The sequence below is a fragment of the Vibrio hangzhouensis genome, assembly GCF_900107935.1.
In the GTDB taxonomy this organism is placed as follows: domain Bacteria; phylum Pseudomonadota; class Gammaproteobacteria; order Enterobacterales; family Vibrionaceae; genus Vibrio; species Vibrio hangzhouensis.
This window is the reverse complement of record NZ_FNVG01000012.1, coordinates 109285-123130: the sequence shown is the minus strand read 5'-3', so window position 1 is coordinate 123130 and position 13846 is coordinate 109285. Positions and strand designations below refer to the sequence as shown.

The following is a 13846-nucleotide window of genomic DNA, read 5'->3' as shown; positions in this document are numbered from 1 at the left end:
CCTATTTAGGTCGCTTTTTTTTAACAACAAGTTCGCTGTAACCCGTACTGCTATCAAACTCGCGGGTAAACGCTAATTCGGAGTACTGGTGAATAATCAGTTCTGCGGTCGTCGCCACCACGCACCCCTCTAGCAAGTGTCCACCCCAAACCTTACCTTCTGCATCAGCGACAGCGATATGCAGGTGCTGATGAGCCGGGGTCAGCGTTCCCATTAAAGACACAATTTCAAATGCTTCTTGGCGCAGTAACCTATGTTCCGCGTTGGCCAAACGGATATGGAGAGTGGATAAGCAGCCGACGCATGACGCAACTGTCCCTGCTGACAACTGATGTTGCTGAACCAGTTTTGCGATGGCTTGTTTTAAGTCTGTACCGCGTGTGAGCCGAACGGCGATGGGTGTAATAGGCATAGTGGTGAGCTTGTGTTGGGAGAACTAAAAAGTTGTCAGCAATATTGCCAGAACTTGAGGGGATGTACACAAAAACAGCAAGACTTTAGAGTAAATCCTCCAAAGTCGCACTATGGTTAAAGGTCACCACATCATCGAGAGTAACTTTATGTACCCGTTTTTCCGGCTTGCTAAGACGATCATGCAGTCAAAGAAGCAGCCCAAGCTTTCTTATGTCCAGCAAGACATTATCGAATTTCGTTGTCACCCCTGGGATATTGATCTGTTTCTTGAACTCAACAATGGTCGCATTTTGACTCTTTACGATCTCGGCCGGACGGCTCTGTCGGTGAAATGTGGCCTGATGTCGACGTTAAAACAAAACCGTTGGGGGTTGGTTGTTGCAGGCAGTTCGGTACGCTATCGAAAACGTGTTCACATGTTCGATAAAATTACGATGAAGACTCAATGTGTGGCCACCGATGACAAGTGGTTTTATCTGGAGCAGTCGATGTGGGTGAAGGGCGAGCCTTGCTCATCGGTGTTGATCCGGGCAGGCGTGACCTCAAAACAGGGAATTGTATCGCCACAGCAAGTGATTGACGCTTCAGGTGAACAACCGCTTGAAGAGGATACACCTAAGTGGGTTCAGGAGTGGGTGGATTCAGAGCAGCACAGACCCTGGCCACCCACGAGTGCGTGAAGAGTGTATCAGGGCTCCCAGTGGCATTGGTTGCCGCTGAAATCAGCGTACCTTTCCTTATCGCTGGCAACCTCGAAACCGTGAAAGAAAACCCCACAATGGAGAAAAATTGCGTTTCTAGCCCTTGTTTAGCTTGCTTATCAAGGTGCACAGATGGCTCATCCAGAAAAAGTCGCTCAGTATTGCTGTTAACCAATTACCCCAAGTACTTTGAGTAGAACTAATTGTTATTGAGAAGAAATATCGGAGAGAGTTACGCCTCTTTGATTTCAGATAACACAAAGATTAATTCAAGTACGCAAAAGTTATTCACGACGGCATCACTAGCTCAAACTCACTCTGCGCGACAATTTTACCGTTTACCTGTAGCTCCACCTTGTGCTGACCGGGGTAATAGTTCCGGGTGGTGATAGGCTTGATAGTGTGTTTTTTGCGGATAGTCAGAGTGTTACCGGCGCCCAGTTCTGCGGTGCGCCATTTAAACACCTTTGGTGAGGTAGAGCCATTGGCTTTCTGATGATGCACTATGTAGTCGATCATCAAAGGTTTCGGCTGTTTTGCTACAGACTTTATGGTGGCACTCAGGTGGATAGAGCTGCCATAGATAAGCTCTGGTGCCGATAGCATTAGTGAGCATGGTCCTAGTTCTGCAGCGTTATAACCAAGCGCGTTTAATGTTGCAGGATGGCCAGATTTGATTAGGCTTCGGCAGGCGTGTAGTACCAGTTTTTTGCGCTCTTTACTGGCATCTACCAACCAGTCGGCAGCAACCTGCGCTACCAGATCAGGATGGTCTTTACTGATGTCGTTGAGGTTATTGGCAACAGAGCGACGTACATACTCACTCGGGTCATCTTTGAGCTTTTCTAGCAGTGGCAGCAAAGGTTGTGGATCCTGCACAAATTTGTTCAGCCGCATCCCCCAAGGCAGACGTGGCCGAGTGCCTTCACTTGCCAGTCGACGCACGTGCTCATTTTCATCTAAGGCCCACTGATGTACTACCTGCATAGTTTTGTCAGTATGCACATCCAAAAACACACGGATAGCAAACTCAGAACTGAACCGCTGTGTCATTTCTCTTAATAGGGGCATGGCTAGGTCAAAGTGCTGTATGCCATTCAACGCAACATAATCCGCCATTGGCATTATGGCCCAGCCTTTGACACCGTGCTGCTCGCTTGATTTTATATTGCCTGAGTCAGGATCTTTTGGATCAATCGGCTCTCCAAGGACATCGTGTAAGATGTCGCAACTACGGGCAAAGTCCCCAGGCAAAAACAGAGCCAGTTGATGACAAATCAGATCACTGCGCTGTTTCATTTCAAGGCTTTCCAGTTCGCTGTTTATCGCACAGACAAAGCCTCTGGCGTTAAACTGGCTGTCGGCATGTTGCAACTGACGGGCAAGGTCCTGCACCAGTTGTGGACTAAATACGTTTTTAAAAGATTCAGGCATGACTAATAAAACCAAGTTAATTGATATTGCTGTTGCTGCTGCTCCAGATAGTGCCGCAGCGATTTATTGTCATCAGAGACAAAGTGTTGCTCCAGTGCGACGATATTCCGTATGCGATCGATACGAAAGGCACGATAATCGTCACGCAAACGACAGTATGCAATTAGTGTCCAATGGCGCAAATAACACATAATGCCAAGCGGTTCTATCTCCCGCTCGGTGCCTCGCCCAGCCTCATCGTTGTAATCCAGACGAACGGCCTGCTGATCACGGATACAACTACGTAGTAAAACCAAGCTTTGCTTCTCTTGTTCACTTAGTTCAAAGTGCGGCACTACGAGAGCAGAATCGTTGAAGTTCTTTTTACCGTCATTAGGTAACTGTGCGGCCACCTTGTGCAATACCTGCTGAGCGGCTCGTTTCAACTCATCATCGGCACTGGCTCGGATAAGGCTCATGCCAAGGCGGATTGTCTCCAGTTCAGCTTGGTCAAACATCATAGGCGCCATCTGAAAACGGTGATCCAGCAGGTAGCCGATACCGGCTTCCCCGTCAATGGGGATGCCGGACTGCTGCAACACGGCGATATCGCGGTATACTGTGCGCTTGCTTACTTCCAACTCTTCACTAATCTGCAGGCAAGTAACCGGAAGTCGGCGGCCTTGCAAAAATGTTAGTAACTGAAAAAGTCGTTCTGCTTTGCGCATATACTGCTCCTTGACGATATCTCAGTCGCCGCTTTCATCTGTGGGTCTGGATTACAGCCTACACAACTGTTTGTGTTGCATATGGATCGATTCCGGGTCAACATTGGCCATTAACGTCTCGGCAAACGGCTGACTCATCAGGGCTTCGGCAGCTGCCTTGGCACTTTCTAAGTCTTGCCACCAAACCAAATCGGTCCAGGATTGCTGCTCATGGGCCAGCTCCCGACGGACAAAACCTGGTTGCTGATGCAAAAACGTTTGCATTTGTTGGTTAACTGGTATCATCGCTTCTACTGATACAATACTTTTATAGCTGACAATTTCCAGACAGTTCGCGGCTTTTTTTGTGTTCATGGTCTTTCTCCTTGTTGAGTTCAGGAGAAGTATGCCTACCCCCTGTTGACAGCGTTGTGGCAACAATGTTTCTTATCGCCCGATTTTTTATGCCACGCTAAAATTCAATACCGCTGGGCGATTTTGAGGGCTGGAGGATCGATTGAAGGTAGATTGCGCGTCTCTGGTGTTTGGCATTCACCCTTGCACGGACAATTGAAGCCAATAATATGTGCATTGCTTGAGATTATCGTGAATAGTGGATTGAAGAGACGTGCCAAAATACGAACGTTTTAGGTCATGGCCTCGCGCCATAACCCTCACGTCTAACTACATCCCATAACGAAACGGCTTGCCTGTATTGACCATATCTCGATGTACAGGAGCAAGAGCTTTGGCGTAAGCTGCGAGCAACTGCAGGGTATATTCGCTACGGTCATGCTGGTGTTGGTCGTTGCATTTGTGCTCAGCGGTCAGAATGGCTTCACAGTTACGAAATATCAGATGGTCCGGCAGAAAGCATACGTGATTGTTTTTATTTCCCGTCATGCGCAGTTCACTGATTGGGTAGACACCATTGACGCTGGCTGAAACACTCACCAATAACGCGGCTTTGTGAGCCAGTTCCTCGTCGGTGGTTAGCATCAAAAAGTTTTTTAGGGCAGGCGTTGCCATTCCATGCCATTCTGGGGTAATAAAAATAAACGCGTCTGACTGTTTAAGTACGTGAGCAATAGGCTCCCATTGTTTCCACTCTTCGCTGCCTTGCCACACTCCTTCATTCCAAAATGGCAATTCCAATTGGTGCAAGTCGAGAACGTTGACGTGTTCAAAATGAGGCTTAGCCAGAGTAGCGAGATAATTGGCGACATTTAGAGTCTGAGAGTTCGCTCTTTGGCTTCCTGATACGATGGTAATCTTCATACTATATTCCTTTTGTGGTTTGAAACTGTGGTAAATGATTAGTTTGTGCAGACGGGCGAGGTGTCGTCAGCATAATGGATAACAAAATGGCTAGGGCGCCGAGTAGTTGTAGCCAAGTTAAGGTTTGATTCAGGAACAAGTACCCTAGAAAACAGGCGGAGACACTGCTTAGGAACCCGAGAAAAGAGACGGTCAGTGGCGACAGTTTTTCTATTCCGCGAAACCAAAGGTAGTAACCTAAGATCGCGCCAATCAGACTCAGATACCCATATCCTAGGTAGTTGATGGGAGTAAGCTGGGTAGGAATGCCTTCTAGCCAGAGCGAGACTGGGAGCAACATAATGCCACCAAATAGCAGTTGCCAACCTGTGAATCCAACGAGTGTCATACCATTTGGACGTCCCCATTTCTTCGTTAGCACGACGCCCAGCGCCATGCTCAATGTGCCGAGTATGGCGACCAACACTCCTTCGATATTGAGTTGTGCAGAACTGTTTAGTACCAAAAGGGTAACCCCAATGACTCCCAATAAACTGGCAGTGAGATGTGTAGAAGAAAACTGGGTATGCAGCAACAAGCCACTTAGGAGCATCACGACAATGGGTTGGCTAGACATAACAATCGATGCCATGCCACCCGGCAGGTAGGTCGCGGCAAAAAACAGGCAAAAGAAAAACAGGCCGATATTGAGAAAACCCAGCACCGCCATGCGCACCCACCATAAACCAGATAACCCCGTCCGGCTAACCAGCACCAGCAGTATTCCCGCTGGCAGCGAGCGAATTGTGGAAGTGATGAGCGGGCTTTCCGGTGGCAATGCTTCGGTTGTCACTATGTAAGTACTACCCCAGACAATAGGTGCAATAGCGGTTAGCGCTATTGTCCGAATTTGTTGCATATTGTTCATAACCTACCTCAACGAATGTGCAATAATCTTTATAGAAAGTATCTTTACGCAAAGATACTTTCTATAAAGTAATGGAGATTTTGCTTTTAATCAAGTATCTTTTTAGAAAGATATTTTTTGGGGGGGTAAATATGTCATCTGATAAAGTCGATAACATACTTAAACAGTGGGAAGCGGTTAGGCCTGATTTAGATTGTTCAGCCATGGGGGTGGTAGGGCGACTGCGTCGTACCAGCAGTATCTGGGAGAAGAAGTTAACCCCAGTTTTTCAAGAGCATGGACTGAGCAGTATTGAGTTTGATATTTTGGCTACCATGCGCCGCAGCGACAAAGCAATCACGCCGACAGAGCTTTACCACACGCTGATGCTTTCCTCTGGTACGGTAAGCACTCGCATTGAAAAGTTGGTTAAAAGTGGTTTCGTGCAGCGTATAGCCAGTGAAGAAGACAGGCGCAGTTGCAAAGTGACCCTGACGGACAAGGGAAGCGAATTGGTTGATATTGTATTGAATGCACACGTAACCAACATGGGTAACATGCTGAGTGTATTGAATCGCCAGGAACAAGAACAGTTGGCGGGGTTGCTAAAAAAGATACTGTCAGCAGAGTAGTCAGAGGTAAGACTTTTTAGTGTGTCGAAATATTATCAAGCACTATAAACAAAAAGCCTACAGCGTGAGCTTTTACATCTTTGTGTCAAGTTTGCTGTCTTTCTAATTTGACTGATACGCAACTTGGTTTTTGCTCATCCAACTAAGTAGCGGTGGTTTGCCTTTGTCTCTGCATGCAGACCACCGCTCTCAGCCGCTTACTATTTAATCGGTAGATAGATCTCCGTTAACAACTCACATTCATTTACTTCATGAACAAAATTTAAGTAACGGAAGAAACAAGGGTAGTCTCTTAATTCTTCGCCGCTATCTGGCAGCCATTTTTTATACAAGTGATACACGGTGTCGCCAATACCATCATGGTTCCCCTTATGGGTAGCAATGGCACACCTGCCAGTAGGTATTGTTCCAGATTTGATTCCATAGGCATTTGCTGGAACCTCTCCTCCGTGCGAGCCGCAGATATCATACTGGAACTCTTCATCTGGTGTATCTGTAACCCTCCCTAAAAGAGGGAGTATTTTCGGTGTGCCTTGAACTCTAATAAATTATTTATTTTTTTCAGTTGGTTATGGTGATTCTATGTTCTTCACTTTCCTGTTGGTGATGGCCATTTTTAATATGGGAGAATAAAGCAAGCTCAATCGTATACGGCATAAATCAGTGCGCGATGATTGATAACATAATGTTATTTAAAAAATAATAATTGATAATTTTATCTGATGCACATCTGTCCCTATACTCTCCTCATCGAAACGAAACATCCGACAGTCATCAAAGTTGAGAGCAGAATTATGAAAATGAATCACGTAGGTATCATGGTAGGCGACATGGACAAAGCGGTTGAGTTTTACACCCAAGCGCTTGGTCTTAAAATCGTTATGAACAACACTAAGGTAATTGAAGAGCGCGAGACGGCAATCGGTAGAATGTGTATCGCGGTATTTGGTGAAGGCTTTAAGGGCTTCAACATCGCACACCTGGTGACAACGGACGGTATTGGCGTTGAATTATTTGAAATGAAAGAGCGCCAAGAACGCCATGTAGTGGACTTCTCTCGTCTGGGTATCTTCCATTTCTGTCTGCAAACAGACGACTTCGAAGGCGCGATTCAACGTACAGAACAATTCGGCGGTAAAGTTCGTATGGACATCATGCGTTATCACCCTGAAGATGATAGTAAGCCAGCGAAAATGGTTTACCTGGAAGACCCGTTCGGTAACCTGTTCGAACTGTACTCGCACACTTACGAAGAAACTTACGCGTCAGATTACGAGTAAATATAAGTTTAAAACAGTGGATTGGCATGAATGCCAATCCACTGTTTCCATTTATGAGACCGAGTGATAAGTTTTTTCTCTATTAAGCGGCATTTGGACCTTTGTTGTCGAAATCGGCTTCATTTGGAAACGTGCTGCACTTAAGCACAATTTTGCCAACCGTGCTTCCGCTTTCTAGAAGTTGGTGCGCCTTACTTGCCTGTTCCAAAGGAATTATCTCAGTAATAATAGGGTTAATGCGTCCTCTATCTAGTGATTTTACCAGTGAAGTAAGTGCCTCTTTGTACCAGATAACGTCTTTTTTAACTTGAGAGGGCAGTGCACAAAATAGGACTTTTTTCCTACTAGGTAACATATTTAGTAAGGCGACTTGAGCGATCCCTGAGGCCATCGTAAAAAGACCGCCGTATTTCTTGCCGGAAAAACCGTAACTAACAAGCACACCGTCTCGTTTGAGGGCTTTATAGCTACGGCTCAGATGCTCCCCCCCAATAGGGTCGAAGGCGGCATCAACACCTTCGGGAAAGTGTGCATGCACTTCTTCAACAAAGTCTTGTGACTGGTAGTCTATGTGAGTCGCGCCTAACCTGCGGACAACATCATGCTTTTGATGAGACGCCGTTCCTAACACCTTCACGCCCGCTAAGTTGGCTAGCTGAACCAGAGCCGAGCCGACGCCTCCGGCTGCAGAGTGAACCAGAATGGTTTGGCCTGGTTGGATGTTGGCTTTTTTAAACAGCATACAGTGAGCTGTTAAGTAGTTCAGACACAGACTGCAAACCTCTGCAGGGTCCAGGTATTTCGGAAAACGCACCAGGAAATCTGAAGAAATACACAGATACTCTGAGTAGCAGCCAAAGTTTGGGTTGAGACCGACAACATGGTCACCAACGTTGAAGTCAGATACTTCACTGCCTATTTCATCGATGACACCAGTGAAATCATATCCCGGGGTAAAAGGAGGCTTTGATGCTAATGGATAGCCTCCTCGTCGGGCCATAATATCAGCCCATCCGACACCTGCTGCCAACACCCTGACTCGTACTTGTTTATGATTCGGTTTAGGTAAGCGTTCAGTGAGGGAAACAAGATGGGTAGGATCTCCGTAGCTATTTACAACGATTTTTAAGTTACCTTTCATTAGACGCTCCTTTCATTCGGTTAGGCTTCTGACAGCATGACAAGTCGAATTCATTTATGACGGTGATTTACAAAACGATGTAACAATTTTAATATTCACAAATAAAATAATGAATGGGTAAATGTGATAGGTGGTTATTCAAATATGAATATCGATTGGCGCTCTTGGCACATGTTTTTGGCGATTGTTGACAGTGGTAGTCTCAATCATGCAGCCAAATTGCTTGGCAGTTCACAACCAACTTTAAGTCGACAACTGCTCGCTTTGGAAACACAGCTGGGACGTAATTTGTTTGACCGTAGTACGCAGGGGTTAACGCTCACAGACTTTGGCAAGATGTTGCTGGAAGAGAGCCGCAGTATGGCCGTGTCTGCAAACAGACTTCAAAGACTTGTTCAGGGGCAAGATATTACGTTGTCGGGTAGTGTGCGGTTGTCAGTGAATGAGATGATTGCTCAGTACCATTTGCCAGCGATATTAGCTGAATTTCTAGACCTTTATCCGGAGTTGCAAGTACAGGTTGTCGTGACTAATCAGGTATCCAATCTTGATAAGCGTGATGCGGATATTGCTATCAGGATGTTTCGCCCACACCAGCAAGATTTAGTCATGAAGTATTTATTCGACATCGAGCTTGGAACATACGCCAGTAATGCTTACTTGCAATCTGCAGGAACGCCAACGACGCCGGCAGAGCTCGCTACCCATAGAATCCTTGGGTATGATCGTGATAAGCAGCTTGAAGAGGGATCTTCTGCATTAGGGTGGCCAATAAAAAACGACGAGCTTTGTTTTCGAACCGATAATATGCCATTGATGCTTGAAGTTGCCTGCAATGGTGGCGGGGTCATATTTACTCATTCCCATGTCGCAGAAAGATTAGGGCTGACGCGTATTGATTGTGGGATTGATATTCCGGACTTGCCCGTTTATCTGACTTGTCATAGAGATGTACAACATAACCGAAAAATACGCGTTCTGATGGACTTTTTGACAGAAAAACTGAAAATCAGCGAATGAACCTGGCACTAGTGACGAGCCTGAGGGGCCGAGGTTAGACAAGTATCAAACACGGTGATGATGCGATCCTTGCTTTGGGGTATACCACTTTATCAAGTTCTCCACCGATATCAGACCACCGCATCTTTTTGCCGTTCAGGTTCTGCAGCCTGAAAAGCCGGGTGGGTTCTCAGGTGCGCACCTATGGCACTGATGATAGGAAAGGCAGTCAAATCGACGTTAAATCGCTCGGCGTTATAGAGTTGCGGGACCAGACAGACATCAACTAGCGTGATGTCATCCCCGACACAGCACAACCCCGAGACCTTAGCCAGTTTTTTTTCTAGTGCGTGAAAACCGATTTCAATCCAGTGACGCATCCATTGTTGCCTGCTATCGTCATTCATCACAAACTGCTGACTGAGATGCTGAATGACTCGTAGGTTATTGATCGGATGAATATCGATAGCGATATCCTGGGCCAGTGCCTTGACCCAATACCTTTCTTGGCCCGACTCGGGTGTCAGCCTTGGCGTGGGATAGTGGTCATCCAGGTAATCGATGATGGTCAGTGACTGATTGAGCACCATTTCCCCCCCTTCAGGGGCGGGGGCGACCAGCACTGGTACCAACTCGTTGGCATTGAGTGCTGAGAACGCTGCCTTATGCTGTTCACCACCGTCTTTAACAAGATGAACGGGTACCGCCTTGTAGGGTAGCTGCTTTAGGTTTAACGCAATACGCACCCTATAAGCGGCTGAGGAACGCCAGTATTCATACAGAACCAAGTCTGACATCAAGCCTCCTGAGCGTTAGGTGGGCGGTACGGCTGAACCACTTGCTCTATAGTGCCAAAAATGCTTTGGCCGTCGGCATCCTGCATGTCCAGTTTGATAGTGTCACCAAAGCGCATGAAAGATGTCGTGGGTTTTCCGTCGCGAATGGTTTCTATCATGCGTCGCTCTGCAATGCAGGAGTAGCCAACCCCACCTTCTTCTATAGAGGTACCGTAGTCGGTGCCTTGTTTATTGGACACGGTACCCGAGCCAATAATGGTGCCCGCAGAAAGTGGGCGCGTTTTGGCGGCGTGGGCAACGAGCTCGGCAAAACTGAAGGTCATATCAACACCGGCATTGGGGTAGCCAAAAGGTTCCCGGTTGTAGGTTGAGATAAGGGGAAGGTGCACTTTGCTGTCTTGCCATGCCTTGCCAAGTTCATCTGGTGTTACAGCCACTGGTGAAAAGGCCGACGAGGGTTTCGACTGGAAAAAGCCGAATCCTTTCCCCAACTCCTGGGGAATCAATCCTCTCAATGACACGTCATTGACCAGCATTAACAGTCGAATGGACTCTGCCGCCTCATCGGTTGTGCTGCCCATCGGTACGTCACCGGTAATAACGGCCACTTCACCCTCAAAGTCGATTCCCCACTCTTCACTGCCCATGGTGATGGGCGTGCGGGGGGCGATAAAGGCATCCGAGCCGCCCTGATACATTAAAGGGTCGCTCCAGAAACTCTCGGGCATTTCGGCACCGCGGGCTTTGCGTACCAGTTCAACATGGTTCACGTAAGCGGAGCCGTCGGCCCATTGGTACGCTCTCGGTAAGGGAGACTCGCAGTTTTCCTGATTGAAGGGGATTGCCTGAAGCAAAATGCCCTGATTGAGTCCCAGAGAAACCTCTTCGAGTAGCGGTTTTACACGATGCCAGTCATCCAGCGCGGCTTGTAGGGTGGGTGCGATCTCCGGAACGGTGATGCAGTGTCTGAGATCGCGGCTAACCACCACCAGTTGGCCATCGCGAGTATGATTATTTAACGTTGCTAATTTCATCTTAACTTCCTGTCTTCCAACTGTAGACGTATTCGGTATTTTCAACGTCACTCGCCGCCTGGCTATGTTGGAGTGCGTTGCGGGTGTCAATCATGACAGCCACTTCGTCAGTGAAGGTTTTTTTCGCTTCTCTGCCAGCCTGAAAAGCTTTGGGGTGCGGACCGTGGGTGAATCCAGCCGGGTGGAAAGTCACCATGCCCGCTTCAATGTTGTCACGACTGAAGAAATCCCCTGCGTGGTAGAACAGCACTTCGTCATAGTCGTCATTGTTGTGATAGAACGGCACTTTTAATGCGCCGGGATCGCTTTCGATGGGTCTTGGCACAAAGGTGCACACAACAAACCCGTTGCCTACGAATGTGGTGTGGGCTGATGGCGGCAAGTGGTAGCGATGAGACATTAAAGGTCGTATGTCGCGCCAGTTCAGTTTGAGTACCGACAGGTCGCCATGCCAGCCAATCGCGTCCAGTGGATTGAACGGGTAGGTAATGACGTTGACCTTATTGTCCCGTTTGAGCGCAACTTGGGTCCGTTTCTCGCTGTACTGTGCTTTAAACTTGTCGTTGATGGAAGGGGCTTCCAGTACGGCTGGGTCAAATACAGCGTGCTGGCCAACGATGCCTTTGTCAGGCAAGGCGTAGGCTGAACCGGTATTTTCAATCATCAGGATGAATAACGGGGATTCAGGCTCAAGACGCCAGTTCGTTGAGCGAGGGATCATGACGTAGTCTCCCTCGCTGACGTGCAAATGTCCGTAGTCGCAATATAGATCAGCACTGCCCTGATGAATGAACAGCAGCTCATCACCGTCCCCGTTACGCGCTAGCTGAGGCATTGCCTCATGGAGACGCCAGACCCGGACCTTACACTCGTTATTGTGTAACAGATCGGGTACTGACCAGGGAGAGTTGTGATGCGCTTGTTGTACCTGATTAAAGTTAAACGCTCTCGGTTTTAGCTCCCCTTCCCATTCACTCCAGCCGGTTGGAGCATGCTGGTGGTGAAAATGCGTTGCGGGGCCAAAAAATCCTTCCCGACCTGCTTCGCGTTCGTAGATTGCCTGCTCTGGAAAGTCGGCATGCGCTTGTTTCGAGTAGGTGCCTTCCCGATGAGGAAACGTCGGCCATTTACGCATCGTCCAGTACTCCTCTGCGAATTTGATCTTCTTCTATTGATTCAAACAGGGCCTTGAAATTGCCCTCGCCAAAGCCTTCGTTTCCTTTGCGTTGGATGATTTCAAAGAATACGGGACCGATGACGGTTTGAGTAAAAATCTGCAGTAAGATGCCGTCTTTCATCGGTGCACCGTCAATGAGAATGCGCAGATCTCTGAGTCGTTTGACGTCTTCGTTGTGACCTTCCACTCGAGAATCTACTTTTTCGTAGTAAGTATCCGGGGTCGGCATAAACTCCATGCCTCTGTCGCGCAGGGTCTGCACCGTTTGGTAGATATCATCCGTGGTCAATGCGATATGCTGGATGCCTTCTCCGTTGTATTCTCGAATGAACTCTTCGATCTGTGACTTGTCATCGGAAGATTCATTGATGGGAATGCGGATCTTGCCACAAGGCGCGGTCATTGCTCGGCTCACTAAGCCGGTGAGTTTGCCTTCGATGTCAAAGTAGCGGATCTCGCGGAAGTTGCCCAAGCGCTCATAAAAGCCTGACCAGGTATCCATTTGTCCCTGTTTCACATTGTGGGTGAGGTGGTCAAGTTCGTAGAGTCCAACATCTTGCTCAGCGAGGCGCTTATCCGCATCGGGATAGAACTTAAAGTCCACATCATAAATACTACTGCTGCCGTAGCGGTCGACAAAATACAGCAAACTTTCGCCAATCCCATAGATGGCAGGGATGCTGAGCTCCATGGGGCCAATTTCAGTTACGTATTGCTTGCCGCCATTGTCGAGAGCATGAGCCATGGCTTTGCCTGCGTCTTTCACACGAAATGCCATACCACAGACCGAGGGACCGTGAATTTTGGCGAACGCTTCTGCCTGACTGTGCGGTTGAGCATTGACAATAAAGTTGATGTCGCCCTGACGGTACAACCATGCCTCTTTGGAGCGATGCTTAGCGATTTCTGCAAAGCCAAGCGAATCGAATAATCTTTTCAGATCATTGATGCCTTGCTCATTGGCCGCGGTATATTCGACGAACTCAAAGCCATCGGTGCCCAGAGGATTGAAGTTGATGCTCATGAAACTTTCCTTTTGATAGTTGTAACGGTTCCCACTTCCGGGGAACTTAATGTAGGCAGGCGTTGTTCGCCCTTCTATAAAACTGGACAACAAGTAAAAAAAAAGAAACCGACTCAAGGATTTAGTTCAAAAGCGCTGATAAAGTCACTTTGTAACATTTTTGCTACAAAGTGGATGTTTCTGTCATTGTCCGGAAAATGCACATTTTTAACTTATTGAAAGATAAGCGTGAAAAAACAGGATCGTGAGAGGGCTCACAGTGTGCTACAAGGTGTAAAAATTAATAAAAAACAGTACAACCACCTTTACGTGGTTCCGTTATGTGCATCAATTACAATAAAAAAACGGAGCCAGTGGCTCCGT

General features: G+C 47.5%; 15 protein-coding genes and 1 pseudogene. 4 read left to right on the top strand and 12 right to left on the bottom strand.

Annotation, left to right across the window (positions count from 1 at the left end):
* Nucleotide 1 precedes the first annotated feature (1 nt).
* The gene (locus C4S60_RS13465; protein ID WP_103880873.1) at nt 2-412 is read right to left on the bottom strand and encodes a PPC domain-containing DNA-binding protein; all 411 of its coding nucleotides are present in this window, start codon (nt 410-412) and stop codon (nt 2-4) included.
* Nucleotides 413-524: 112 nt separating this feature from the next.
* Here C4S60_RS13465 and C4S60_RS13460 point away from each other — a divergent pair, with 112 nt between their 5' ends.
* Nucleotides 525-1094, top strand: coding sequence for an acyl-CoA thioesterase (locus tag C4S60_RS13460; RefSeq protein ID WP_244183100.1), 570 nt, complete (start codon nt 525-527; stop codon nt 1092-1094).
* A 309-nt stretch (nt 1095-1403) separates the two neighbouring features.
* Here C4S60_RS13460 and C4S60_RS13455 read toward each other — a convergent pair whose 3' ends face one another.
* The 5 genes from C4S60_RS13455 to C4S60_RS13435 all read right to left on the bottom strand — a co-directional run bounded on the left by C4S60_RS13455 (nt 1404) and on the right by C4S60_RS13435 (nt 5420).
* On the bottom strand, nt 1404-2549 hold the full coding sequence (locus C4S60_RS13455) for a DNA alkylation repair protein (protein ID WP_103880872.1): 1146 nt from the start codon (nt 2547-2549) through the stop codon (nt 1404-1406).
* A 2-nt stretch (nt 2550-2551) separates the two neighbouring features.
* The gene (locus tag C4S60_RS13450; RefSeq protein WP_103880871.1) at nt 2552-3256 is read right to left on the bottom strand and encodes a helix-turn-helix transcriptional regulator; all 705 of its coding nucleotides are present in this window, start codon (nt 3254-3256) and stop codon (nt 2552-2554) included.
* A gap of 51 nt (nt 3257-3307) precedes the next feature.
* Nucleotides 3308-3610, bottom strand: a complete 303-nt coding sequence (locus C4S60_RS13445) for a hypothetical protein (RefSeq protein WP_103880870.1) — start codon at nt 3608-3610, stop codon at nt 3308-3310.
* Between the two features lie 309 nt (nt 3611-3919).
* The gene (locus C4S60_RS13440; protein ID WP_103880869.1) at nt 3920-4513 is read right to left on the bottom strand and encodes an NADPH-dependent FMN reductase; all 594 of its coding nucleotides are present in this window, start codon (nt 4511-4513) and stop codon (nt 3920-3922) included.
* 1 nt (nt 4514) lies between these two features.
* Nucleotides 4515-5420, bottom strand: coding sequence for an EamA family transporter (locus C4S60_RS13435; protein ID WP_103880868.1), 906 nt, complete (start codon nt 5418-5420; stop codon nt 4515-4517).
* Nucleotides 5421-5551: 131 nt separating this feature from the next.
* Here C4S60_RS13435 and C4S60_RS13430 point away from each other — a divergent pair, with 131 nt between their 5' ends.
* A complete protein-coding gene (locus tag C4S60_RS13430; protein WP_103880867.1) occupies nt 5552-6031 on the top strand; it encodes a MarR family winged helix-turn-helix transcriptional regulator in 480 nt (159 codons plus the stop codon).
* 200 nt (nt 6032-6231) lie between these two features.
* Here C4S60_RS13430 and C4S60_RS13425 read toward each other — a convergent pair.
* Nucleotides 6232-6528, bottom strand: a pseudogene (locus C4S60_RS13425) (AraC family transcriptional regulator); the annotation flags it as partial.
* A gap of 297 nt (nt 6529-6825) precedes the next feature.
* Here C4S60_RS13425 and C4S60_RS13420 point away from each other — a divergent pair.
* The gene (locus tag C4S60_RS13420; RefSeq protein ID WP_103880866.1) at nt 6826-7311 is read left to right on the top strand and encodes a VOC family protein; all 486 of its coding nucleotides are present in this window, start codon (nt 6826-6828) and stop codon (nt 7309-7311) included.
* A gap of 82 nt (nt 7312-7393) precedes the next feature.
* On the opposite strand, the gene C4S60_RS13415 is transcribed toward C4S60_RS13420, so the two are convergent.
* The gene (locus C4S60_RS13415) at nt 7394-8452 is read right to left on the bottom strand and encodes a medium chain dehydrogenase/reductase family protein (protein ID WP_103880865.1); all 1059 of its coding nucleotides are present in this window, start codon (nt 8450-8452) and stop codon (nt 7394-7396) included.
* Nucleotides 8453-8596: 144 nt separating this feature from the next.
* Here C4S60_RS13415 and C4S60_RS13410 point away from each other — a divergent pair, with 144 nt between their 5' ends.
* Nucleotides 8597-9472: a LysR family transcriptional regulator gene (locus C4S60_RS13410; RefSeq protein WP_167390984.1), complete on the top strand. Its 876-nt coding sequence runs from the start codon at nt 8597-8599 to the stop codon at nt 9470-9472.
* A gap of 110 nt (nt 9473-9582) precedes the next feature.
* Here C4S60_RS13410 and maiA read toward each other — a convergent pair whose 3' ends face one another.
* From maiA to hppD, 4 genes are read right to left on the bottom strand one after another with little or no spacing between them, the layout of a single operon-like run.
* A complete protein-coding gene (maiA, locus tag C4S60_RS13405) occupies nt 9583-10248 on the bottom strand; it encodes a maleylacetoacetate isomerase (protein ID WP_103880863.1) in 666 nt (221 codons plus the stop codon).
* Nucleotides 10248-11282: a fumarylacetoacetate hydrolase family protein gene (locus C4S60_RS13400; protein WP_103880862.1), complete on the bottom strand. Its 1035-nt coding sequence runs from the start codon at nt 11280-11282 to the stop codon at nt 10248-10250. Before C4S60_RS13400 ends, maiA begins: the two co-directional genes overlap by 1 nt.
* Before the next feature lies 1 nt (nt 11283).
* A complete protein-coding gene (locus C4S60_RS13395; RefSeq protein ID WP_103880861.1) occupies nt 11284-12417 on the bottom strand; it encodes a homogentisate 1,2-dioxygenase in 1134 nt (377 codons plus the stop codon).
* Nucleotides 12410-13483: a 4-hydroxyphenylpyruvate dioxygenase gene (gene hppD / locus C4S60_RS13390; protein ID WP_103880860.1), complete on the bottom strand. Its 1074-nt coding sequence runs from the start codon at nt 13481-13483 to the stop codon at nt 12410-12412. Before hppD ends, C4S60_RS13395 begins: the two co-directional genes overlap by 8 nt.
* Between the last annotated feature and the right edge of the window lie 363 nt (nt 13484-13846).

Excerpts from the sequence above, each read along its gene's own strand:
- C4S60_RS13465 (WP_103880873.1), bottom strand. The coding sequence starts at position 412 with ATGCCTATTACACCCATCGCCGTTCGGCTCACACGCGGTACAGACTTA.
- C4S60_RS13460 (WP_244183100.1), top strand. The coding sequence starts at position 525 with ATGGTTAAAGGTCACCACATCATCGAGAGTAACTTTATGTACCCGTTT.
- C4S60_RS13455 (WP_103880872.1), bottom strand. The coding sequence starts at position 2,549 with ATGCCTGAATCTTTTAAAAACGTATTTAGTCCACAACTGGTGCAGGAC.
- C4S60_RS13450 (WP_103880871.1), bottom strand. The coding sequence starts at position 3,256 with ATGCGCAAAGCAGAACGACTTTTTCAGTTACTAACATTTTTGCAAGGC.
- C4S60_RS13445 (WP_103880870.1), bottom strand. The coding sequence starts at position 3,610 with ATGAACACAAAAAAAGCCGCGAACTGTCTGGAAATTGTCAGCTATAAA.
- C4S60_RS13440 (WP_103880869.1), bottom strand. The coding sequence starts at position 4,513 with ATGAAGATTACCATCGTATCAGGAAGCCAAAGAGCGAACTCTCAGACT.
- C4S60_RS13435 (WP_103880868.1), bottom strand. The coding sequence starts at position 5,420 with ATGAACAATATGCAACAAATTCGGACAATAGCGCTAACCGCTATTGCA.
- C4S60_RS13430 (WP_103880867.1), top strand. The coding sequence starts at position 5,552 with ATGTCATCTGATAAAGTCGATAACATACTTAAACAGTGGGAAGCGGTT.
- C4S60_RS13420 (WP_103880866.1), top strand. The coding sequence starts at position 6,826 with ATGAAAATGAATCACGTAGGTATCATGGTAGGCGACATGGACAAAGCG.
- C4S60_RS13415 (WP_103880865.1), bottom strand. The coding sequence starts at position 8,452 with ATGAAAGGTAACTTAAAAATCGTTGTAAATAGCTACGGAGATCCTACC.
- C4S60_RS13410 (WP_167390984.1), top strand. The coding sequence starts at position 8,597 with ATGAATATCGATTGGCGCTCTTGGCACATGTTTTTGGCGATTGTTGAC.
- maiA (WP_103880863.1), bottom strand. The coding sequence starts at position 10,248 with ATGTCAGACTTGGTTCTGTATGAATACTGGCGTTCCTCAGCCGCTTAT.
- C4S60_RS13400 (WP_103880862.1), bottom strand. The coding sequence starts at position 11,282 with ATGAAATTAGCAACGTTAAATAATCATACTCGCGATGGCCAACTGGTG.
- C4S60_RS13395 (WP_103880861.1), bottom strand. The coding sequence starts at position 12,417 with ATGCGTAAATGGCCGACGTTTCCTCATCGGGAAGGCACCTACTCGAAA.
- hppD (WP_103880860.1), bottom strand. The coding sequence starts at position 13,483 with ATGAGCATCAACTTCAATCCTCTGGGCACCGATGGCTTTGAGTTCGTC.